This is a genomic window from Bradyrhizobium sp. 132 (genome assembly GCF_023074185.1).
Lineage (GTDB): Bacteria > Pseudomonadota > Alphaproteobacteria > Rhizobiales > Xanthobacteraceae > Bradyrhizobium.
On the sequence record NZ_JADPKY010000105.1, the window covers coordinates 12,950 to 33,896 of the forward strand.

Genomic DNA, 20,947 nt, shown 5'->3' on the forward strand with positions numbered 1-20,947 from the left:
AAACTGGTCCAAACGACGCGCTCGTTGAAGTCATCGTTTGGCCCTTTGCGTCGAATGTCACCCTCACTTGCCGTCGGCTCTTTGGGGTGGACGGGACGCGGTCGCGGTCATAACCGATCGACGGGAATGACCCAACTCCGACATCACCCCTCCGGCACCCCGGCCAAGCTCAGCCCCTCATAGAGGCGCTCGCGTCCGGCGAGGTAAATCGGATCGCCGCTTGGTAGGTGGGTGCGCGCGCGGCGAATGGTGAAACTTGGATTGAGGGCAAGTGCCGTCCGCGCCGCGCGTTTCGCCTCGTCAACCGCTCCAAGGCGCGCCAACGCAGCGGCGAGCCAAAAATGCACGAGCGGATGATTTCGATTGGCCTCAATGCTGCGGCGTAGCCAAGCCACTGCTTCCTCGTTAGCATCAAGGAGAAATTTGGACATGCCAACGATCATCAGCCAAATATATGAACGGGCATCGCGTGGAGATAACCGAAGCGCCTCCTGCACGTAGGCTTCAGTTTCCGCGGCACGGCCGACGTACACTTTGGCGAGACCGATCCAAGCGTGAGCATGGGCCAAATTGCGATCCAGCACCAGCGCCCGTTCACATTCAGCAATACCTTGAGTCGCGCGGTTCGTTAGAACGAGGACGATGCCAAATCGCAGGTGCGCCAACGCATGCTGGGGAGCCAGCGACAGAACCTTGTTCAAGGTCGCCTCAGCCACCGCGAGGTGCGGGGCTGGGTCGTCAGTTAACAAGGCGGTAACAGTTGCCTCATCCAAACCTGCTCTACCTACCAGCGCCTCAATACAACTGGGGTCTAGTGCCAAAGCCCGTTCAAAAAAACCGCGCGCCCGCGCTAGGTACTCTGAGGTAGTCCCCCTGTTTGCGAAAGCGATGCCTTGGAAATATAGGTCCATCGCGTCGGGGTTTAGGGAGTGCTCGGCTCGCCGCGCCTCGGCTGCAATGAGCTCAGCATCTAGCGCATTGGCCAGTCGGGCGACGATTTCGTCCTGCATGTCGAACAGATCCGCGATGGGCTTATCGAACCGTTCGGCCCAAAGGTGATTGCCACTTTCGGCATCGACAAGCTGCACGTTCACCCGAAGCCGGTTACCGCTGCGCTGGACCGAACCTTCGAGCACATAGCGAACGTTCAACTCACACCCGATCTTCTTGAGGCCGGCCGTCTTGCCCTTGTACGTGAAAGCGGTGTGTCGGCCGATCACGAATGAACCGGATATGCGCGACAAGTCGGTGGTCAGGCTCTCGGTCACGCCGTCAACGAAATAGTCCTGCTCCGGATCGCCACCGAGGTTGGCGAAAGGCAGCACAACCATGGAAAGGCGAGGTGGCGAGAGGGAGCCCGGGGCTGCGCGCTCGGCCTGCGTCAACGGGCTGGGATTGTCCCAGACTACAGCATAAGGCCGCACAGGGCGGTCAATGTTTTTGAGAGTCTGTTCGCCCAGATCGGCGAACTCGACCCCCACCTTGCCCCGGACATAATCGTGCGCAGAAGACGAGATACAGATGCCGCCTGGCTGTGCGAGGCTCTCGAGCCGTGCCGCGATGTTGACGCCATCTCCGAAGATGTCATGCGGCTCAACGATTACGTCACCAATATTAATGCCAACGCGGAAGGCAATGCGCCTTTCTTCGACTTCATCCGTTGTAAGCTCCTTGATGCGGGCCTGGAACTGCACCGCAGCTCGGACCGCTTCGACTGCGCTCGGAAATTCTGCCAAGAACCCATCGCCGGTGTTCTTCACGATGCGGCCGCCATGGTCCGCTATCGCGGGCTCCACAGCGTTCGCGAGAAGCGCTATCAGCTTCGCATGCGTCCCCTCTTCGTTGTGGTGCATGAGCCGCGAATAGCCAGCCACGTCAGCAGCCAATATCGCCGACAACTTGCGCTCAATCCGGGCTGGGCGGTCTTGCACCATAGCAGGGGGCCTCGCGGGTCCGAGTTATACGACAGACTCGGTAATATGCCTACTCAACCGGATGTCGGTTTTTGGCCCGTTCGAGACATGCCGGCCCGATCTGACCACGTCCGGTTTTTCGGCTGGACCGGAAGTCATCGCCGCAAACCGAGGCGATTGACTCATAGCTGTCGTCGATCCGCGAATTTTCGGGAACACACCTCAGAAAGTCGAAGCGTCGCAACCTGGTAGGTTTTTAGCCAAAGCCCGCCCTTCTTGCGAGCGCGCTGCACGCTCGTGTGGCCGGCCACGTTATGAAGTACGGAAACTTCGTCCTTTGGCATTCCCATCGCATTAACGATGCCACTGGGAATAAGCGGCAATGTGCGGACTGCAAACTTCGGTTTCAGCAATCGCGTCCATTCTACTACCCGAACAGGACAGTCAGGCCGTGCCGAAGTTTGTAAAGTCACCATTAACGATCATAGCGCTGCTGCTCGGCTTCACGCTTGCGAGCTTTTGGGCCATGATCACCTGGAAGGCCATGCAGGAAAGAGGGCTCGCCTTCGCCAAGGCCGGATCCGAGACCCAGGCGCTCACGCATTCTCTCGCACAGCACGCCTCAAAGAGTTTCAACGCGGTGGCGCTCGCGCTGTTCGGAGCGGGCCAGTACATCCGGCATTCCGACAAATCCGCGCGTGCGTCGGCCGAAATCAACGATCTGCTTGCTCAATACGCGAAGAACATTCCTCAGGCGCGCGAACTGGGAGTGCTGGGGGAGACCGGCGACTGGATGTTTTCTTCGTTCGAAACCGTGCCGGCGGTCAACAACGGCGATCGCGAGTATTTCCGCTACCATCAATCCAACCATGAAGACGCGGCGCCCCGCATCAGCGATCCGCTGATCTCCCGCGTCACGGGAAGGCCCACCCTCCTGATGACCCAGCGGCTTGCGAATGGCGACGGCTCGTTCGGAGGCGTGGTGTTTGCTGCTATCGATCTTGCGTATTTCAGGTCGTTCTACCAAGGATTCGAAGCAGACCAGGACCGCTCCGTCACACTCATGAAGACGAACGGCAAGGTTCTCGTCCATCGCCGCGACGATCAGGTCGGCAAGGACGTCGCGGGAAGCTCGTTGTTTGTGAGCCGCCTCAAGGAGGTCGAAACGGGCCTGTATTCCATCGTGTCGCCTTTTGATGGCCGCGTGAAGCAATTTGCCTATGAGAGGGCGTCCGATTTTCCAATCGTGATCAGCGTCGCGACTCCCGAGGACGCTGTCTTGGAGGCCTGGCGCCGAGATCGGAACTTTGATTTCCTGCTAGGCGGCGCAGTGTCCACGATCCTGATCGCTCTGGGGCTGGTATTGGCCAAGCAGATCCGTAGACGCACGGTGCTGGCTAGATTGCTGCGCGAGCGAGAGCGTGGATACAGGTTGCTCGCTGAAAACGTCGAGGACGTCGTTACCCGGTTCGATCAGACCGGTCACAGACTGTATATCTCCCCCTCGGTCGAGAAGCTCCTCGGCTGGACGCCCTCGGAAGTTCTGCAGCAGCCCGCCTATTCCAACATCCACCCGGCCCACCGGGATCTCGTGAAGAGTCTGATTGCGGAACTCGGGCCGCAGACACCGACGGGAACCGCGGAGTATCTGACGCGCTGCCGCAACGGCAACTACGTGTGGGTCGAGACCCAGATGAACTATGTCGATGATCCGGACGAGCCCGGCCCGGAGATCATCGGCGTGATCCGGGACATCTCCAAGCGCAAGGCTGCCGAGGAGCAACTCGTCGCCGCAAACGAGCAGCTCAAGGCGCTCTCCGAAACCGACCCCCTCACTGAGATTGCGAACCGGCGGCGCTTTGACCGGTTGTTGGATGCTGAATTCAAGCGGTGCCAGCGTTCGGGCTCGCCCCTTTCCGTGCTGTTCATCGATATCGACAAGTTCAAGTCTTTCAACGACACATACGGTCATTCCGCGGGCGACGACTGCATCCGGCACGTTGCGAAGGCCATCGCGTCCTGCCTGAAAAGGCCGGCCGATCTGGTTGCGCGCTACGGTGGCGAGGAATTCGCCGTTCTTCTCCCCGAGACGGCATCCGGCAATGCCGAGTCAGTCGCCGAGACCATCCGTCAATCGATCACCGACCTCTGCATCGCGCATCAAGGAAGCCCCGACGGGTGCATTACGACCAGCGTCGGGGCGGCAGGGGGCAAGTGCGATGCGAGAACATCCCCGGCTTCAATGCTGGCTGCGGCCGACGGCGCATTGTATTTGGCCAAAGAGCAGGGGCGCAACCGGGTCTGTGCTGCAGCCGAAACACCCAGCATCAGGCTGGTGAGACCCGCCGGTTAGCGTCGGATTGGTCGAAGTCGGCCCAATGCTCACCGCGCGAGCTCAGGTGAGCAGCGCCTCCGTAGTTTCACGACCAGGATGCTTAATCGTTTCTCATCGCGCGACTGCAAATCAGTTCGATCAGCTTGATCCTGTACTATCTCGGTGGCTTCATGAGGTCAGCTTCTGCCCGTTGCGCACCTCCACTTACACAGCCACTATGTCTCCCTTCAGGAGATAAGCCGACTCCAAGTCAAGTCGGCGACGGAAGTCAGCCTGTGACCCGAAGCCGACCTGTCTTGGCGCAGCGGCCGGTCGGAAATCGGGTGGATCGCTCTGAGTGAAATCCTATCGTGGGCGGGCGCACATAGGAGCACGACATGCACAAGTTTCACTCTATCGCAGCTCTTTGTGGAGATGGCCTCCGACCAGAACTGCGAGAGCTGTTCGAACGGCTGGCGATTGATCCTCAGTCTGGGCTGCACATCCGTGCCGACGGCATGGTCCAAGCCGGCCCCGATCCCGTCTCCAAGGCGTCCACTCGAACTGAAAACACAAACAGAGGAATTAGCTACATGTCGAAGGAAAGTGACAACAAGGCCATCGTGGGTCGCTGGTTTACAGACTTTTGGGGAGCGACCTGCAACCTGAATATCGTGGACGAACTCGCAGCGCCGGACATGCTGTTGCAGTATTCGCTTCACGAACCTCGTCGTGGCCGCGACGACATCAAAGCCTTCATGACCGACTTTCGAAAGGCGTTTCCGGACCTCAACTTCTGGGGTGCGGCTGACCTGATCGCGGAAGGCGATTACGTGGTCGGACGCTGGGAAGGTGGTGGCACGCACACCGGGCCGGCCTTCGGCGACTTTTTGGCGGGATCACTGCCTGCGAACACAGGGCGCAACATGAAGTTCACCGGTACGACCGTCCTGAAGCTTAAGGATGGCAAGATTGTCGAGGAGATCGGCCTCGACGATGGTGTGGCGGCCTTGACACAGCTTGGACTTATCAAGGCTGCCGCATAGGCGTATTTCTAATGTAACGAACGGCAACGGTAGGCCTGACATCGACCAATAGCGCCGGCGCACCATCAGCGGCGGTCTGGCCGGAATTCGGGGCGGCTTTGCCAATGATATGAATCGGGCAGCATCAGCGCAACTGTGGCGCTAGGCGTCGGCAGAGACTCGCGTCCGACGCGACGGTAACAAATATTCGTCTCCGCTGAGCGAAGAACATACCCGCGGAAGCTAAGTTCTTATTCTACAGGAAAAGGCCTCCGCCAGTGGCGGAGGCAAGTGTAGGAGGGACACTATCGTCAGCATGGCCAACGGCATTCGCCGCGCTGCCGTTCCTCCATCAGCCGCAGACTACCGAAGAAATCACTGGAGTTTAAACTGCGAGCGACGCCGTGATACGGCCGGCGTATAGCCCAATATCCTTGGCCGCGAAATCCGCCGTGCGCAGCAGAGAGACATCCGCGAGCACCATCCGGCTGAACACAAGATGCAGACTTTCGACCTCTTCAGAACAACCCGGTTCATTTCCGCAACGCTAGAACGACCCTTCGGCGGATGGATACATTCGTCAGGTTGGATGTCGTTAGCAAACAAAAGGCCCCCGGCGGGCATGCCGGAGGCCTACTTGGAGATCCAATCTTGGTTATCAAGAGCCTTTCATCCCTCCTTCTTCCGTGGTTCTTCCGTCGCGAACGGAGACTTACCAGTTGCGCTGAGCGCGGAGGAGCAGAACGACCGAGTCCTGATCCTCGGCAATGCCACCTTCCTCAATTCCCTCGGCGTCGAAACGGCAGCGCTCGAAGCGAAGGCCGAGACGCTGTGGGGCGAAGGCGCGACGGTCATCAACATTGCCATCGAGGGCAAGCTGGCCGGCGTCCTCGCGATCGCCGATCCCGTCAAGCAGTCGACGCCGGCGGCACTTAAGGCGCTTGCGGCCGAGGGCATCAAGGTCATCATGCTCACCGGCGACAACCGCACGACGCGAAAGGGGTTGCCAAGCGGCTGGGCATCCCGGATGTCGAGGCGGAGGTGCTTCCGGACCAGAAGAGCGCGGTCGTGAAACAAGCTGCGCGCTCAGGAGCGCATCGTCGCCACGGCCGGCGACGGCGTGAACGATGCGCCGGCGCTCGCGGCGGCGGAAGTCGGAATCGCGATGGGCACCGGTGCCGACGTTGCCATGGAGAGCGCCGGCGTCACGCTCCTGGGCGGCAATCTATCCGGCATCGTCCGGGCCCGCCGGCTTTCGCAGACGACCATGGGCAACATCCGCCAGAACCTGTTCCTGGCGTTCATCTACAACGCCGCCGGGATTCAAATCGCGGCCGGCATCCTTTACCCGACGTTGGGCCCGCTACTGTCTCCGATCATGGTTGCCGCAGCCATGGCGCTGTCCTCGGTCAGCGTCGTGCGCAATGCGCTGCGGCTGCGGGTGACGCTGTGATCTCGCCCTCGGCGCTGCTGCGTGAAGCGCGGCGATAGCGGGGCCTGGCAACTCTACACGTGCCCGACGTCTGCATCCTAGACCCGGACGGCGATCTCGTCAGCCGGTTCCAAGCGTGCGGCGTGGCCACTGGGGCAACTCGTATCGATTCTATTTCTTGGGACGTGGCCCCTTCTCTTGAGAGAACAGCTTGGTGCGCTCGATGTTTCCTGCACGGGGAGTCCGGGCACTCAAGAAGCCGATGTAACCCCTGCGCTTGCGTCCGTGCTGAAGGTATCCGTATTTCGCCTGAGTCCGGTCGGTTCCATGTCCCGAGGCTGCAGCAACCTCCTCGCCGGCGCCGAACGTCTTCTTGAGATCTGCGATCAACTGGTGGCGCATCACGCTGGGCGTGATTGTCACCTCGCCCTCCGGAAACGTCTTTTCCCCGAGAACCTTGATCGCCTTACGCACAGAATTCTTGGACTTGACGCTCACGACCATGTGGCCGCCCGCCTCGCGGCAACGCGCGGCGAGGTATTTGGCCGGCTCGTCCGCAACGGTCGGGTCGACGACCACCGTTGTGAGCTCGGTGCCATAAAGGCCTTGGTGCGATTTCACAGGCATGAAGCGGATCTCGAGGCGGCGCGGATCCGGCAAGTCGAGGCGGATGCCGGCCGACCACCCCTTCGGCCGGTCGCCCGGGACCATTTCTTCGGGCCGAACCGGGACCGTCAAATGGACCGCGAGGGGAAGCAGGTGGGAGAACTCGACTTCGACTGCCTTCATCCAGAGTTGCTGGTCCCAGGCCCGGTCCAGTTTCCCCAGAACGTGCTTCTTGCTGTTTGCTCCTCGCGCGAGCGTGGTCACGCTCGCCATTGCCATCTGATGGAAGCGCGAGCTGGGACCTTCCCACGGAAGGAGGTCCGGCTTGCCGGGAGGGTCGCGTTCGAAAGCAATCTCGATCGCATTCACCAGGACCTGCAACATCCGCCCGAGATCGGCCACCCTTGCATCGTCCTGCTGTTCGACGGCCGCGCGAACGCACGCGGTGAGCTTCCCGATGGCGATCGCCCCTCCGTAGTGTAGGGCGGCACGACGGCAGTAGAAGGTGTCGAACGAAATACCGACCGCTAACGGATCAAGGCTACCCGCCTTCAACATCCGCACGAAGATTCCCTTGTAGTCCTTCGCCGTCTTCTTATTGACGACGCGATCGGCAACAAGGGCACAGCACCGCTCGCCTCTCGCGATGACCTTAAGCACCGCCGCCAGGGGGCCACCCTCGTTATTATCGGCCTGACCCGTGCTGTCTTGTCGGCCTCCTAGCTCGCTGTCTTGTCGGCCCGTCGGCTGGCTATCTTGTTGGCCGACCTTGCCGGCAAAACCGTCGAACGGGCTTTCCGATGCTGCCCCTTCGATCGGCTGGCCCAAGTCGACATACGTTCTGTAGGGGAAAACTAGGTCGAGGCTGTCTTCGTGCATGGTGATCTGCATCCCGTTTGGTCGGCGCTCTTGATTCTGAGACCGGCGGGGCTGCGCTTGTCCCGGCCGGGTCACAGTATGAGCACGGCGCCTTGCAAATCCCGAGTCCAAGCCGTCGCGCCCGACAAGGAAGGTCACCGGCAGCGGCACCGACGCCGAGCGTGCGCTGGCCAACCGGTAACATGTGGTCACTTCCCGTACGGGAGCTCGAACTCAATCGTTACATTCGTCGAATTGATCGCGACCAAACCGGTAATCAATCGTTACAGACCTCGATCCGACCGTTACCTCATCCGGAATCTATCGTGACCTTCCCCGAATTCATCGTTACAGTTGCCATCATTCGCTGGAGAGAAGTTACGTCAGAACAGTCGCTTATGGACCAGCATGACTTTTTCGCCCAGAAGTGATCGTTACCTCCAAGTGCAAGACCAGGGGGGAGCCGCCATCACAAGCATGTTGCGGCAAGCTTCAACCTTTGGCTGGCCTCCATCACGGGGCTTCGCTCGGGCCGGGGTCGTCGACGAGTCGCAGGAAGGCGCCGCGCTCCGACGTCGCCGGCTTCGGCGCCTCCTTCGAAGGGGCAGCCTCAAGCAGCGCCGCGATCTCGGCGCCGACGACGCTGCTCCGCTCGAACAGCTGGCGCGCCACCGCGATCAGCGCCGACCGGTTAGCCTCGAGCAAGTCATGGCAGGTGCGATCCGCCTCGGCGAGCTCGATGCCGGCCGCTGCCCGGATGTCGGCGTAGCGGAGAAACTCCTCGGCCCGGCGCAGGTCGCCGAGATGCGTCAAGGGCGACGGCCCTGCCAGCCCCAGTCCGCCCAGCATCGCGCAGCTAAGCCTGGTGGCCTCCGCGAGATCCTCCCGGGCGCCGTCGGACGGCTCGCCGAGCAGAACTTCCTCCGCGGCGCGGCCGGCCAGCAGGACCTCGATCCGGAAGCGATAGGCGGTCGCCGTGCCGTCGAACGCGAGCGTAGCCGTGCGCATCGACATCCCGAGCCGCTGGTCCGTGCGCGTCGTGTTGGCGACGACGCCGTCGGCACCGAAGCGGAGTACGTCGACCACGGCGTGGCCTGCTTCGTGGACCGCCGTCCGCCAGCGCTGCTCGTCCGAGATGTCGGTGTCGCCGACGACAGCACGCCGGAGGTCGTCGAACCGGAGTACGCGGTTCTCGCGCCGTGCCACACGGCGCGCCTCCTTGACCACCCGCTCAGCGTCGGCGCCGGTCATGCCGGCAGCCGACGCCACGACGGCGGAGATGTCGACTGCGACGAGATCGCCCTTCAAGCGCACCCGGAATATCTTTTCGAGCTCGCCCGGCTCAGGCGGACCGATGCGCACCACGTTCTCGAAGCGACCCGCGCGGAGCAACGCGGGGTCGCAGGCCTCGACCTGGTTGGTGCAGCCGATCAGGAACACGCCCTCCCGCCTGCGCACGCCATCGACCTCCTCGAGAAGGGCGTTGACGCAGTTCGATGCCGATGACGGCGGGCGAAGTGTCGAGTTTCTGAGACATGGCGTGCTCCTTGTCTTGGGCGCCCCTTGCCAGCTTGTCCTGCTGGCAGGGCCGGAGCACGGCCGGACCATTCCATTAGCGGACCATGACGCCCGCTAATTCCGTGTTGACGATCAGTTCTAACTTTGCCTAGTGATTTCAGCAGTGGCCTATTTTGCTTTGTCGCCATCGCCCAGCTTGTCCAAGGCATCAGAAAGCCGGCCCGACTTGGGCAACGCCCGCTCGCTATCGGCCAAGGTCCGGTAGGTCCGTTCCATGGCTTCCAGATGGTGGCGTACGAAGGCGTCCTTGGCCGTTTCCAGCGCTTCCCGATATAGCTCCGCCAGTGTTAGATATTCTTCCGGGGTCATGAGGCACCATAGGAACCGGCACGTCTGGTTCGCATTCTTCGAACATGCCCCGATATTTCTTCCACGTCCACAACGTCGCGCCAAGCAAGGACGAGCAAGGCCAAGAGTTGCCGGACGACGAAGCGGCATGGCGGGAGGCCACGACCTTTGCAGGCGCTCTGTTCAAGGACGTCGATGGCAAGTTCCGGCCGGGCGAAGAATGGAGCCTAGAGGTGATGGACGAAGCCGGCAAACCGATCTACTTCATCAGCATTGGGTCTCGAAAAATGAAGTAAGCCCCCTTCGTTGCAGGCCTCTCATTCAAGCTACATGAATTCCGCTCGTGGCCGTCAGCTGAATAAGGTAAGGGCCGCCGACATGTCGGGTGTCTGCGGCGTTTGATTCCGGAGCGGCCTATTTTTGATTTTAGGCTCTCAAATGTTGTTGCGCCGGACGGAACTCTGAGTAGAGGATGCGCAATCACAACCCGCGCATGAGTGCCGACTATGGCGGAATATCGCCTTTATCGGTTTGACAAAGATGGGCACATTCAGGGGCCCCCGGTTATCGTCGATCGCGAAGACGATGACGCTGCCGTTACCCAAGCGAAGCAATACGTGGATGGCTTCGCTATTCAAGTCTGGGACCGCGCCCGTTGCGTGGCCGTATTGCCGTCCGCGGATTGAGGCCGGCCCAGCAGTCGCCTACCTTCCTTACGCTAATCGGCAGGTCTGGAGTCTGGGGTAGAGCAGAAGTCCTCGCCTCCGTTGCAGACCGCCGCCTTTGACCGGAGGCAGACATGGAGTGTTCTCATGTAAAGTGCTACCTTCCCCTATCGTATCGATCTTGCGGCGAGGCGACCTCGGGGCATGTCATGTCATGAGACGACGTGAGTTTCTTGGAGTATCTGCAATCGTAGCTCTGGTGCCGCTCGCAGCACATGCTCAAAAATTGCCGGCACGAATTGGATTGTTGGTCAGCGGTGCGCCTACATCGCTTTACACGCAGAATCTGATCAAAGCGATCAAACAAGGACTATCTGAGTCTAGCTTAGTCGAGGGGCGCGATTATTCGCTCGAGTGCCGATACGCTGAAGGAAAATATGAAAAGTTTCCAGCACTAGCGCACGAGCTGGCTCAAACAGGTGCCACCATCATACTCGCCCATACGATTGCTTCGGTTCGCGCCGCCCAGAAGCTCAACCCGTCCGTTTCCGTTATCATGTTATCGATCAACGACCCGGTCAGGGCCGGCTTGGTCGCGAGCCTTTCAAAACCAGCTGGGAACACAACGGGTCTCGCAAACCTCGAAGAAGATTTAACAACCAAGCTTCTCGAATTTCAGCGGATCATTGTCCCCGCGGCGACGAAGATCGCAGCTCTCTTTAACTCAGGCAATCCAACTCATTTGTATTTTCTCGAAAACCTTCGAACGCAAGCTGAAGCCTTTAATATGAAAGTTCTGCCAGCCGAACTGAAAACACCCGGAGCGATAGATGACGTGTTCACCGAGCTCGCCGCGCAACGCCCGGACACGCTGCAAATCATGTCAGACTCTGGAATTTTTGATTTGAGCGACCGAATCGCTGCGTTGGCGGAGAAACACCGCATCCCAAGCTTCGCAACATTACCAGAATTCGTCGGGATTGGTGGTCTACTCGCCTATGGCGCATCGAGACGTCGTCTCTTCGTCCGGTCAGGCTATTACGTCGCAAGGATTCTTCAGGGATCGCGCCCCGGTGACTTGCCCGTCGAACAGCCCACGCGGGTCGAGCTTTCGATCAACCTTAGGACCGCAAAAGCACTCGGTCTAATCGTTCCGGCGACGTTACTCACCCAAGCTGACGAAGTTGTTGAATAAACGCAATGTCGCCTAGTGGCCCATCGCTACCGTTGGGGCGGTGCCATTACTGATCATTGCCGGCGCGATCATCATCGCGCTCTCCACTTGACCAGACTGTATGGCGACGTGGGCTTTTGGTCCTTCGCCGAATCGCGGATGTTGCTCGGCGTCGGCCTGCCGCCTATCTTCCTGTCGATCACGGCAGCGTCCTATGATGGAATTCCGCCGGAGAAGACGACCAGGCCTCAGCCTTGATCAATGCGGCGCGCAATACCGGCGGCTCGATCGGCGTTTCGCTCGCGTCCAATGTGCTATCGCATTGCGAACAGTTTCACCAGAACAGGCTGATCGAGCATGTCCTGCCCTCGAGCGCCCAATACCAGCACACCCTACAGCAAGCCACGACTTACTTCGAGGCGCTTGGCAGCTCGGTCGCCACCGCACAACAACAGGCGATCGGGTGGGTCGGCCAGACGGTACAGACGCAGGCGGCGCTGTTGGCGTATATGGACGTGTTCTGGGTACTAATGCTGGTTTCGCTTGCCGCCATTCCGCTTGCGCTGATGCTGCGCAACGTCAAGCCGGGCGGCGCAGCTCCCATCGGTCATTGAATGAGCGCACAAGTAGTGGCTTCCTGAGACATTGCAGGAAGCCGCCATTCAGAACCGTCGAACAGGCAAGCCCTACCATGAACTCCGCACTAGTCTCCGCCATTGCCGCGCTGGCCGGCTCCGCCCTCGGCGGCGTCACGTCGCTGGCTTCGACCCTGCTCGGGCAACGCTCGCAGCTGCGAGCCCAGCAGATCGCAGGACACACAGCAAAGCTCGAAACCTTGTACGGTGATTTCATTGACGAAGCTTCGCGTCTCCACGCCCACGCTTTGGACCATAACAGCCCTCAGCCTAGCGATTTCGTCGGTCTTTACGCGAAAATTGGAAAAATGCGGTTTCTGTCATCGGAGGCCGTGGTTGCGAGCGGCGAAACTGTCATCCGCAGTATTGTCGAGACCTATCTCGAGCCGAACAGAGATTTGGCTCAGGTCAGAGCCGCCATGGAGAACGGTGCCCTGGATCCCCTGCGAGAATTCAGTAACGCGTGCCGAGCCGAGCTGCAGTATCTGAAGTTGTCTTCCAGCAAGTAGATGGCTGAGTTCTTGCCCCTTCCAAAGGGTGCCATGATTTTGTCCTGCATGGAGACGGTTTTCGCGGTTTGAAGCAATAGCCCTTCCATGAAAACCGTTGGTCGTACTTCCACCACTGGCAGCCCGGACCAGAATAATATCTGCTCCGCCAACCAATGCTGCTTTTGCTGTGGGCTGGGGGTCGTATTGAAGATGTCCATCTCGTTGACGGTCATCTGAGAGAGATTGACGAACGCCTTTACGCCATGATGCTTCGCGACGACGGCGACGTTGACAGCCGCTTCGAGATAGGTCGACGCGACTGACATTGCGAAGCAGAGACGTTCGCACCCTTCGATCGCCCGATGTACCGCCATAAGATCGAGTAGATCGCCAACCACGACTTCTGCACCGAGCGCGCGCAACCTTGTGGCCCGCTCGTCGTCCACACGAACCTGCGCCCGTACCCGGAACCCACGGGCGAGAAGCAGCTCCGTCACTGAGCGGCCCACCGAGCCGATCCGTCCAGCCGCCCCGGTCACGAGAATCGGAAGTTCATGTTGTGCCTTGCTCATCTTTCGCTTCACTCAGAATGAATATGCTTTTCCGCGCGACGTATCCGCTCTTGCCGCCGGTCGATCGGCAGGAGGATTTCGTCCCCGTCATCCTTTGAGGAAGGCCAGCAGGTCTGCGTTCACTTGATCGGCGTGGGTGACGCACATGCCATGTGGAGCACCGGCATATTCCTTCAGGCTCGCGTTTGGCAGGATCTTCACCGAACGCCGGGACGCGATGTCGATAGGAACGATCTGATCGTCATTACCCTGCAGCAGCAGGGTTGGGATCGTCATCTTCTTGAGATCATCCGTAAAATCGGTCTCGGAGAAGGCCTTGATGCAGTCATGCTCGCCTTGAAGGCTCCCCATCATGCCCTGAAGCCAGAAAGAGTCTATCTGGCCTTGCGAAACCTTTGCATTGGGACGGTTATAGCCAAAGAACGGCATTGCCAGTTCTTTGAAGAACCCCGCCCGATCGGCAAGCAGGCTCGCGCGCAGACCGTCGAACACGCTCATCGGCGTGCTGTTAGGGTTGGTGGGCGTCTGCGCCATATGGGGAGGTACCGCGGAAATCAGGACTGCTTTCGATACACGCGATGTGCCATGGCGGCCGATATAGCGCGCCACCTCGCCTCCACCGGTCGAATGGCCGATCATCGTCGCACCCTTGACGTCGAGCGTCTCGAGTAGTGTGGCGAAATCGTCGGCATAAGTATCCATGTCGTTGCCGGTCCAGGTCTGATCCGATCGACCATGGCTGCGTCGATCATGAGCAATAACGCGGTAGCCGTGGTTCGCCAGGAACAGCATCTGGGCGTCCCAGGCGTCTGCGGTGAGCGGCCAGCCATGGGAGAAGGTTACGACCGGACCGGCACCCCAGTCCTTGAAGTAGACCTTCGCACCGTCTTTCATTGTCGCGGTCGTCATAAGCTTTGATCCTTTGTGAGCAGGTTGGTGGGCTGGCGGCTGGGCGACCTTCGTCGCGTCCGCGAGCGCCGCTTTCGGGAGGCCGAGCGCGGCGACGAGACCGCCGCCAGTGAGAAGAAGATGCCGGCGTGAAGTCATGAGGTAGCTGCCATTACCCGACGCGAGTCGACTTCTTCCAGCCGATCGGCCGGGTCTAGGGATTTCAGCGCTGGATGCGCGTTGCGCTCATGCACATGAGACTTCGGCGTACGGTCGATCATGAGGCTGAGCAGCTCCGGGCGGCTGTAGTGACCGCGCGAGTCCATCAGGCGCTTGCGCTTGTCGATAGCCCAGAAATCGAGATCGGCGATGACCTCGCCTTCGCCCGATCGCAGCGGCGCGCCCATCAATGCGCCCTCTGGAGAGACGATCGCGGTGAAGCAGCCGCTAGAGATCGGCTCGATGCTGCAGCCGGTATCCTTCATGATCTGAGCTTGCTGCTCAGCGTTCAGCCAGGCCGTCGCACAGACCACGAAACACCCGGCCTCCAGTGCGTGCTGGCGAATATTGACTGAAATTTGCCCGGAGAAACCGTCACCGGCGAACGAGCCAGGATACATAGCGGAGTGAATCTGCTCGCCGTCGGCCATCAAGGCGTAGCGGGCCAGCGGGTTGTAATGCTCCCAGCAGGCCAGTTGACCGATGCGCCCTACGGCGCTGTCGACACAGCGCAGCCCGGAGCCATCGCCCTGACCCCAGACCATGCGTTCAGGATAGGTCGGAGAAATCTTGCGACGGTGCTCGATGAGTGTGCCGTCGGCATCGAACAGGAGTTGCGCGTTATAGATCGTGCCGCCATGGCGCTCGTTGACGCCGACGGAGACGACCATGCCGGCTTGCTTCGCGGCCTCACCGATAGCCCTGGTGGCGTCAGACGGCACGGTCACAGCCTGATCGAGCAACTTGTAGTGCTCCGCGCCCATAAGGTAGGGCGCTTCGACGAAGGAAAAATAGGGGTAGTAAGGAATGACCGTTTCCGGGAAGGTCGCGAACTGGACGCCTTGGCGCCCAAGCTCGATGATTTTCTTGACCACTTTGCCAACAGTGCCTTCCCGGCTGTAGAGAACGGGACTGATCTGCACGGCCGCGGCTTTGACAACAGACATCGTGGCGGGTCCTTTTTGGCGGGTTGTTGATGTAATCTTTGGTCCCCGACATGGCTTCACCATGCCCCGGTCGACCTCAATCGGTTGGCGATGGAGCCTGGAGCGCCACCCAGCTCACAACGAAACCCGCGGATCGCAATGCGAACGCGGAGGTTCGGCGATGAGCATGGCGAGCGGCGCAAGCGGCCCGAGAGCGATCAACTCGAATTCCATCATTCCGGCGACGCCGAGTGGGAGCTTCTCCAGGAGTTCATGCGCCTCTGCCGTGCTGGTGGCGTTCACGATGAAGACGACGCCGCGGCCCTCTGTCTGGGAGAACCACTGCTCGATTTTTCCAGCGAGATGATTGCGAACCGTGGCGCGAACCTCATGGGGGCGGACCGAGGCGATCGCCTCGGGTGTGCCCTTCGCCGTGACCGAGCCGATCGCCAGGATCTTGGTTGTCGGAGCGACAACGGCGGCGAGCGCGGGCAATATCTCGGCATGGACACGCGGATTCTTGACGTCAGGCATTTTACTGCTTGCTCTCGGCAAATCGGTAGGGGGACCACGAACGACTTCGCAGTATCCGTAAAAAGCATCCGAAGCGGAGCGATCGGGTAGTCACGAAGCTACGAATGCGGTCTGATGGAGTCTGGGGCGCTACCAAGTTCCCAACGCGGTTTGCGGATCGCATCACGAACGCGGAGGCTCACCGATGAGCATGGCGAGCGGCGCAAGCGGGCCGAGAGCGATCAGCTCGAATTCCATCATGCCGGCCACGCCAAGAGGAAGCTTCTCTAGGAGTTCGTGCGCTTCCGCAGTGCTGGTCGCGTTCACGATGAAGACGACGCCGTAGCCCTCCGTCTGGAAGAACCACTGCTCGATCTTTCCAGCGAGATGATTGCGGACCGTCGCACGAACCTCATGGGGCAGGACCGGTGCGATTGCCGCGGGCGTGCCCTTGGCCGTGACCGACCCGATCGCCAGGATCTTGGTTGTCGGAACGACGACGGCGGCAAGCGCGGGCAGTATCTCGGCATGAACGCGCGGATTCTTGTTGTCGGGCATGTTGCTAATTCCTTTTGATAGATTGGTCCGGAGCGCCGCGAACTACTTCGCAGGCTCGGTCAAAAGCACGCGAAGCGGCGCGATCGGGCCGAGCGGGATGATCTGGAATTCCATCATCCCCGCCTGGCCGAAAGGAAACCTGCCCAGCAGTTCCAGAGCCTCCTTCGGATCGGTGACGTTCATCATGAACACGACACCGCTCTGGTCCTGCTTGAGGTACCATTGGTCGATTTTCCCAGCTAGATAGAGCAGTACGGTGTCGCGCACTTCAGAAGGAAGGAGCGGCTTCCACTGGTCCGGCGTCCCTTTGGCTGTGAAGGTGCCGATCGCCAGCAGCTTGGTGGTCGGCACGTCAAGGCCCGAAGATGGCGGCGCCGACTGAGCGGACGAAGTGGCCGGGCTGATCGCTACGAACATCGCGACGAGGGCGCCGAAGCAGGCGAGCCTGGTCAAGCGGGTCGCGTTCACGGCGAGCTTGTTGAGGACGCGGCTCATGACAGCATCGCCTTCGCCACTTGCGCGGGCTCGTCGGCCTGCAGCCAATGACCTGCCGGTATGAAAGTGAGGGACGCATTCTTGAGCTGAGACTGGCGCCGCTCGGCCATGGCGGCGGGGAAGTAAGGATCGTACCGTCCCCAGATCAGCTTGACTGGAATATCCAGCGTCTTGAGCGCCGTCAGATGCTTTGCGTTTCGGGCATGTTCATCGAAGAATTCCGCCGCCAACTGCACGAAGGCAGGACCGGCGCCAGGTTGGACGATAAAGTTGTCGCTGATCAGCGGACCGATGAACGCGCTGAAATGGGACTTTTGCGCCTCGGGCAAAGAATCCAGGAATTTCTTCTGCTGCCATCTCAGCAGCCAGCCAAACTGTTCGGGGCTCTGGGCGATCGCCACGGCCAGGGCCTGCATGCTCCGGGTCGCGAACAGCGTGATCATCTCGGGCCAAAGAACCGTGGAGTCCTCGCTATAGGCCGAGTTGAGCATGATCGCGGAATCGACACCGTCCGAATGGGTGAGCGCGTAATTGAGCGTCGCCATCCCCGAGGAATCGTGAGCGACCGGGACGATCGTCCCCAGATCCAGACCCTCGACCACCGCTTCAAGGTCGCCAAGTTGCTGCTTAAAGCTGTAGACGGTGCCGGCGGGCTTGTCGGAGGCGCCAAAGCCCAAAAAATCGAACGTCACCACGCGCCGCCCGCTGGCGACCAAGTGCGGAATCAGGTCGTCCCAGATGTGCAGATTGTCGGGGAAGCCGTGCATGAGCACGAAGGCCGGGCCAGAACCCGCATAATCTCGAGCGTAGACTTTTCCTTCGCCCCTAGAAATGCGATGCTCGACGAAGGCGGCGTGATCGGAAGACATGCATCATCCTTTCTTCCTCACGGAAGCGCTGACATGGGGGTCGCTTAGCGGCGAGGAACCAGTGCGAGATTTGTTGCTCGGACTCTAGCGATTACGGCGGGGCTGACGTAGGTCGTTCTTGCCACCATTCGTGCCACAGGAGCGAAAAGTGCATCGGGTCGGTTTCATCGTGCCGCAACGGTTTCAGCTGATGAGCCTTGCGGCGCTGACGGCATTCGAAATCGTCAATCTGCCCCCGGCCGACCAGCGGTACGACATCCATTTGTTGTCAGAACATGGCGGTCCGGTTCGGTCTTCCTCAGGGATGACGCTGGAAACCGAGGCATTCGGAGATCCCGCCTTCGACACCGTCATCGTGGGTTCGATCACCGAGATGGACATGCCTTCCTCCGATGCGACCATGATCGCGTTCGTGCAAGAGGCAGCCAAAGCATCCAGGCGGATCGCCTCGATCTGCAGCGGCGCGTTCGTGCTGGCTGAAGCGGGCCTTCTGAATGGTCGACGCGCGACGATGCACTGGGCCCATGCTGCCAGCTTCAGGGCTCGGTTTCCGGATGTCAGGGCAGAGGAGGACCGGATCTTCATCAATGACGGTCCGGTCTGGACGTCGGCGGGAATGACCGCGGGGATCGACCTCGTGCTGGCGTTGATCGATAATGATCTCGGTCCCGAAGCCGCGAAAATGGTCGCCAGACTTCTGGTCATGAACCAGCGTCGGATGGGGGGACAAAAACAGCATTCCGCACTCCTTGACATGACGCCGAAGTCCGATCGCATCGAATTGGTTCTGGCGCACATCCGTCAAAATCTACGGAACCCATTGACGATCGAAGAGCTTGCGGCGGTCGCCAACCTGAGCCCCCGCCAGTTCAGCCGGGCCTTTCTGGCCGAAACCGGCCAGTCTCCAGCAAAAGCCGTGGAGCGGCTTCGGCTGGAGGCCGCTAGGTTCATGATCGAAGAGGGGCGGCACACGGTCAATGTTGTGGCGCAGGAAACAGGATTCGTGGACCGCGAACGCATGCGTCGCGCATTCCTCCGGACCTTCGGCGTGCCACCGGAGATATTGCGGAGAAACGCTCGACGGGAAGCGGCGGCGGCTGCCTGACTTCGGGCTGTCAAGAAATATAGGTTTTTGAGGCAGACACACGACGTGGCGCCGAACGCCGCTCTCGGTCATCCGGCTTGCACGTGAGCGTCCGGGTTCGACATCAAATCATGCCATAACACTCACTAAGCGAACGACAGCTTCGCGCCAGAAGCGGCCGGTCGAGATTCTGTGGCGTTTAGTTTCTCTGGGCGATCCAGTATCCCACACATCGTCCGTTTCCCGAGCGGCCGCTCCACGTGCCCTTGCCGGAAGAGCCAAACAATCGGCCAGATCCAGATGCGTACTTGTCCTGTACCGCGACGGACGCGCGAACGAACCCCGAGCTTTGCACGTAACCTCTGAACCTCACAAGGTTTGGGTGCGTCACGATTCCATTCGAAATGTTGACCGTAAAATTGTAGGTCGGGTCGCACGTCCCCGACTGGGTTACGAACGCCAGATTCCAAGATCCGTTGAATGCTGCGGATGATGTGGCGGCGTGAGACGATGCCACGCAACAAACAAGAACTAGGGCCGACAAAGTAAGTGCCTTCATGATATGCTCTCCGGTGGGACAATTGTCGAGTTATGTGCATTCAGGGTTGACGCTCGCGGTCGCCCACATATTTGGATGCAGTAAGCGAGACGATCTTGCTGCGCTCTTTCCAAGGTTTGTTCGTGCCGCTGCGGCCTCGAAACCGGCGTTTACAAGAATTCTCGAAAGTTGCTTGCGCGCGTAAAATATCCGGCTCTTCGCCGTGGCATATGGGACGCGGACAATCTCGCTCACCTCGCCGACCGACTTCTCACGATAGTAGATTAGGTCGATGATTTCGCGATGAGCTGGAGAAAGCTTATTGATGCAAGCGAGCAAAATGCCCTTCGTTTCCTTGCGATCAAGTGCTTCTTCCGGCGTGTCGCCGGCGTCGACGATTCCGCGCACATCGTATTGATCGATATTCTCGCACGTTCGCTCTCGCAGGGAATTTATTGCTTTAAAGCGGGCGATCGAGAGTAGCCATGTGGAAACTCGCGCCCGGCTTTCGAACCTGTTTGCAGAACGCCAAACATCGAGGAAAACTTGGCTGACCAGATCCTCTGCAATTCCTGAATTGCGGACCGTTCGTTGGATGAAGCGAAGCACCCTGGTGCGGTGACGAGCGAACAAAATGTGCATTGCGGCTTTGTCGCCCTCCGCAACACTTTTTAGAAGCATCTCGTCGGAGACAGTTTGCTCCGAGTCCGTCACATTATGGACGGCATAAACCAGCTTGCCATGGTTGGCCGCATCGGACTGCCCAGGCAAAGGCTTCCGACTTTTGCCGCTGCACTTAGGCAGGATCGCGGTTGCGCGCGTCGGCGCAAGGCTAGGTGAAGGGATATCCGGAGGCTGGTGCTGAAATCGATTTGGCCTCTGCGCGCATTGTCGTCCCTCGCTTATGGACATCCTCCCTCTCCGCCTGGTTTTGACAAGACAGCACAAGGATGCGTCGCATGGAGTCGATCGCGCTACCCTACGGAGGGTTCGTATTTCTAGACTTCTGGTCTAGCAGTCTGCTGAAAAACCCCTCGCCAGGAAGGGGACTTGATGATTCACTTTATCATCTCGAATCGGCGGAGACGATCATGCGCGGCAGGTTTACGGATCAGGGCGGCCTGTTTTCGTACATCGCGCCGGATAAACGTGTGCCAGCGAACCATCCGCTGCGGAAGGTCCGGGAACTTGTCCGGGATGTTTTGAATGATTTGAACCGCAGCCTTGGAAAGCTATACGCCAGCGAGGGACGTCCTTCGATCCCTCCGGAGCAATTGCTGAGCGCCTTGCTGCTGCAGGTGTTCGA

The 20,947-nt window shown here is 59.9% G+C and carries 17 protein-coding genes and 4 pseudogenes; 9 read left to right on the plus strand and 12 right to left on the minus strand.

Annotated features, from left to right (window positions below; genetic code table 11):
* Positions 1-143 precede the first annotated feature (143 nt).
* Complete coding sequence (locus tag IVA74_RS21480; protein ID WP_247347888.1) at positions 144-1,934, minus strand: adenylate/guanylate cyclase domain-containing protein; 1,791 nt, start codon at positions 1,932-1,934, stop codon at positions 144-146.
* Positions 1,935-2,364: 430 nt separating this feature from the next.
* On the opposite strand from IVA74_RS21480, the gene IVA74_RS21485 reads away from it, so the two are divergent.
* From IVA74_RS21485 to IVA74_RS21495, 3 genes and pseudogenes are all read left to right on the plus strand, one after another.
* Entirely contained in the window at positions 2,365-4,266 is a 1,902-nt protein-coding gene (locus tag IVA74_RS21485; RefSeq protein ID WP_247347889.1) for a diguanylate cyclase, read from the plus strand.
* 554 nt (positions 4,267-4,820) lie between these two features.
* Positions 4,821-5,273: an ester cyclase gene (locus tag IVA74_RS21490; RefSeq protein ID WP_247347902.1), complete on the plus strand. Its 453-nt coding sequence runs from the start codon at positions 4,821-4,823 to the stop codon at positions 5,271-5,273.
* Between the two features lie 718 nt (positions 5,274-5,991).
* Positions 5,992-6,705 (plus strand): annotated as a pseudogene (locus IVA74_RS21495) (HAD-IC family P-type ATPase); the annotation flags it as partial.
* 150 nt (positions 6,706-6,855) lie between these two features.
* Here IVA74_RS21495 and IVA74_RS21500 read toward each other — a convergent pair.
* From IVA74_RS21500 to IVA74_RS21510, 3 genes are all read right to left on the minus strand, one after another.
* Positions 6,856-8,181, minus strand: coding sequence for a hypothetical protein (locus tag IVA74_RS21500; RefSeq protein WP_247347890.1), 1,326 nt, complete (start codon positions 8,179-8,181; stop codon positions 6,856-6,858).
* Between the two features lie 480 nt (positions 8,182-8,661).
* A complete protein-coding gene (locus IVA74_RS21505) occupies positions 8,662-9,756 on the minus strand; it encodes an AAA family ATPase (protein ID WP_249803793.1) in 1,095 nt (364 codons plus the stop codon).
* A 78-nt stretch (positions 9,757-9,834) separates the two neighbouring features.
* The gene (locus IVA74_RS21510; RefSeq protein ID WP_247347892.1) at positions 9,835-10,035 is read right to left on the minus strand and encodes a hypothetical protein; all 201 of its coding nucleotides are present in this window, start codon (positions 10,033-10,035) and stop codon (positions 9,835-9,837) included.
* 44 nt (positions 10,036-10,079) lie between these two features.
* Here IVA74_RS21510 and IVA74_RS21515 point away from each other — a divergent pair, with 44 nt between their 5' ends.
* The 4 genes and pseudogenes from IVA74_RS21515 to IVA74_RS21530 all read left to right on the plus strand — a co-directional run.
* Complete coding sequence (locus tag IVA74_RS21515) at positions 10,080-10,310, plus strand: hypothetical protein (protein WP_247347893.1); 231 nt, start codon at positions 10,080-10,082, stop codon at positions 10,308-10,310.
* A 210-nt stretch (positions 10,311-10,520) separates the two neighbouring features.
* The gene (locus IVA74_RS21520; protein ID WP_247347894.1) at positions 10,521-10,700 is read left to right on the plus strand and encodes a hypothetical protein; all 180 of its coding nucleotides are present in this window, start codon (positions 10,521-10,523) and stop codon (positions 10,698-10,700) included.
* A gap of 193 nt (positions 10,701-10,893) precedes the next feature.
* Positions 10,894-11,874 (plus strand): ABC transporter substrate-binding protein, encoded by a 981-nt coding sequence (locus IVA74_RS21525; RefSeq protein WP_247347895.1) that lies wholly within the window; start codon positions 10,894-10,896, stop codon positions 11,872-11,874.
* Positions 11,875-11,961: 87 nt separating this feature from the next.
* Positions 11,962-12,467: pseudogene (locus tag IVA74_RS21530) on the plus strand (EmrB/QacA family drug resistance transporter); the annotation flags it as partial.
* 424 nt (positions 12,468-12,891) lie between these two features.
* On the opposite strand, the gene IVA74_RS21535 reads toward IVA74_RS21530, so the two are convergent.
* From IVA74_RS21535 to IVA74_RS21565, 7 genes are all read right to left on the minus strand, one after another.
* Positions 12,892-13,551, minus strand: a complete 660-nt coding sequence (locus tag IVA74_RS21535) for an NAD(P)H-binding protein (protein WP_247347896.1) — start codon at positions 13,549-13,551, stop codon at positions 12,892-12,894.
* Positions 13,552-13,638: 87 nt separating this feature from the next.
* Positions 13,639-14,598, minus strand: coding sequence for an alpha/beta hydrolase (locus IVA74_RS21540; RefSeq protein WP_346730965.1), 960 nt, complete (start codon positions 14,596-14,598; stop codon positions 13,639-13,641).
* The gene (locus IVA74_RS21545) at positions 14,595-15,605 is read right to left on the minus strand and encodes a nitrilase-related carbon-nitrogen hydrolase (protein WP_247347897.1); all 1,011 of its coding nucleotides are present in this window, start codon (positions 15,603-15,605) and stop codon (positions 14,595-14,597) included. The genes IVA74_RS21540 and IVA74_RS21545 overlap by 4 nt, the downstream gene beginning before the upstream one ends.
* 114 nt (positions 15,606-15,719) lie before the next feature.
* On the minus strand, positions 15,720-16,118 hold the full coding sequence (locus IVA74_RS21550) for a hypothetical protein (RefSeq protein WP_247347898.1): 399 nt from the start codon (positions 16,116-16,118) through the stop codon (positions 15,720-15,722).
* Between the two features lie 162 nt (positions 16,119-16,280).
* Positions 16,281-16,655, minus strand: coding sequence for a hypothetical protein (locus tag IVA74_RS21555; protein ID WP_027568291.1), 375 nt, complete (start codon positions 16,653-16,655; stop codon positions 16,281-16,283).
* Positions 16,656-16,697: 42 nt separating this feature from the next.
* On the minus strand, positions 16,698-17,150 hold the full coding sequence (locus IVA74_RS21560; protein ID WP_247347899.1) for a hypothetical protein: 453 nt from the start codon (positions 17,148-17,150) through the stop codon (positions 16,698-16,700).
* Complete coding sequence (locus tag IVA74_RS21565; protein WP_247347900.1) at positions 17,147-18,019, minus strand: alpha/beta hydrolase; 873 nt, start codon at positions 18,017-18,019, stop codon at positions 17,147-17,149. Before IVA74_RS21565 ends, IVA74_RS21560 begins: the two co-directional genes overlap by 4 nt.
* A gap of 148 nt (positions 18,020-18,167) precedes the next feature.
* On the opposite strand from IVA74_RS21565, the gene IVA74_RS21570 reads away from it, so the two are divergent.
* Positions 18,168-19,124, plus strand: a complete 957-nt coding sequence (locus tag IVA74_RS21570) for a GlxA family transcriptional regulator (RefSeq protein ID WP_027568288.1) — start codon at positions 18,168-18,170, stop codon at positions 19,122-19,124.
* Between the two features lie 661 nt (positions 19,125-19,785).
* Here the strand turns inward: IVA74_RS21570 and IVA74_RS21575 are convergent.
* Positions 19,786-20,376: pseudogene (locus tag IVA74_RS21575) on the minus strand (sigma-70 family RNA polymerase sigma factor); the annotation flags it as partial.
* A gap of 224 nt (positions 20,377-20,600) precedes the next feature.
* On the opposite strand from IVA74_RS21575, the pseudogene IVA74_RS21580 reads away from it, so the two are divergent.
* Positions 20,601-20,947, plus strand: a pseudogene (locus IVA74_RS21580) (hypothetical protein); the annotation flags it as partial.

Bases quoted from the DNA above. Each gene is read 5' to 3' on its own strand.
- IVA74_RS21535 (WP_247347896.1), bottom strand. From the start codon at position 13,551: ATGAGCAAGGCACAACATGAACTTCCGATTCTCGTGACCGGGGCGGCT.
- IVA74_RS21555 (WP_027568291.1), bottom strand. From the start codon at position 16,655: ATGCCCGACAACAAGAATCCGCGCGTTCATGCCGAGATACTGCCCGCG.
- IVA74_RS21565 (WP_247347900.1), bottom strand. From the start codon at position 18,019: ATGTCTTCCGATCACGCCGCCTTCGTCGAGCATCGCATTTCTAGGGGC.
- IVA74_RS21510 (WP_247347892.1), bottom strand. From the start codon at position 10,035: ATGACCCCGGAAGAATATCTAACACTGGCGGAGCTATATCGGGAAGCG.
- IVA74_RS21540 (WP_346730965.1), bottom strand. From the start codon at position 14,598: ATGACTTCACGCCGGCATCTTCTTCTCACTGGCGGCGGTCTCGTCGCC.
- IVA74_RS21550 (WP_247347898.1), bottom strand. From the start codon at position 16,118: ATGCCTGACGTCAAGAATCCGCGTGTCCATGCCGAGATATTGCCCGCG.
- IVA74_RS21525 (WP_247347895.1), top strand. From the start codon at position 10,894: ATGAGACGACGTGAGTTTCTTGGAGTATCTGCAATCGTAGCTCTGGTG.
- IVA74_RS21480 (WP_247347888.1), bottom strand. From the start codon at position 1,934: ATGGTGCAAGACCGCCCAGCCCGGATTGAGCGCAAGTTGTCGGCGATA.
- IVA74_RS21505 (WP_249803793.1), bottom strand. From the start codon at position 9,756: ATGGTCCGGCCGTGCTCCGGCCCTGCCAGCAGGACAAGCTGGCAAGGG.
- IVA74_RS21560 (WP_247347899.1), bottom strand. From the start codon at position 17,150: ATGAGCCGCGTCCTCAACAAGCTCGCCGTGAACGCGACCCGCTTGACC.
- IVA74_RS21545 (WP_247347897.1), bottom strand. From the start codon at position 15,605: ATGTCTGTTGTCAAAGCCGCGGCCGTGCAGATCAGTCCCGTTCTCTAC.
- IVA74_RS21515 (WP_247347893.1), top strand. From the start codon at position 10,080: ATGCCCCGATATTTCTTCCACGTCCACAACGTCGCGCCAAGCAAGGAC.
- IVA74_RS21500 (WP_247347890.1), bottom strand. From the start codon at position 8,181: ATGCAGATCACCATGCACGAAGACAGCCTCGACCTAGTTTTCCCCTAC.
- IVA74_RS21490 (WP_247347902.1), top strand. From the start codon at position 4,821: ATGTCGAAGGAAAGTGACAACAAGGCCATCGTGGGTCGCTGGTTTACA.
- IVA74_RS21520 (WP_247347894.1), top strand. From the start codon at position 10,521: ATGGCGGAATATCGCCTTTATCGGTTTGACAAAGATGGGCACATTCAG.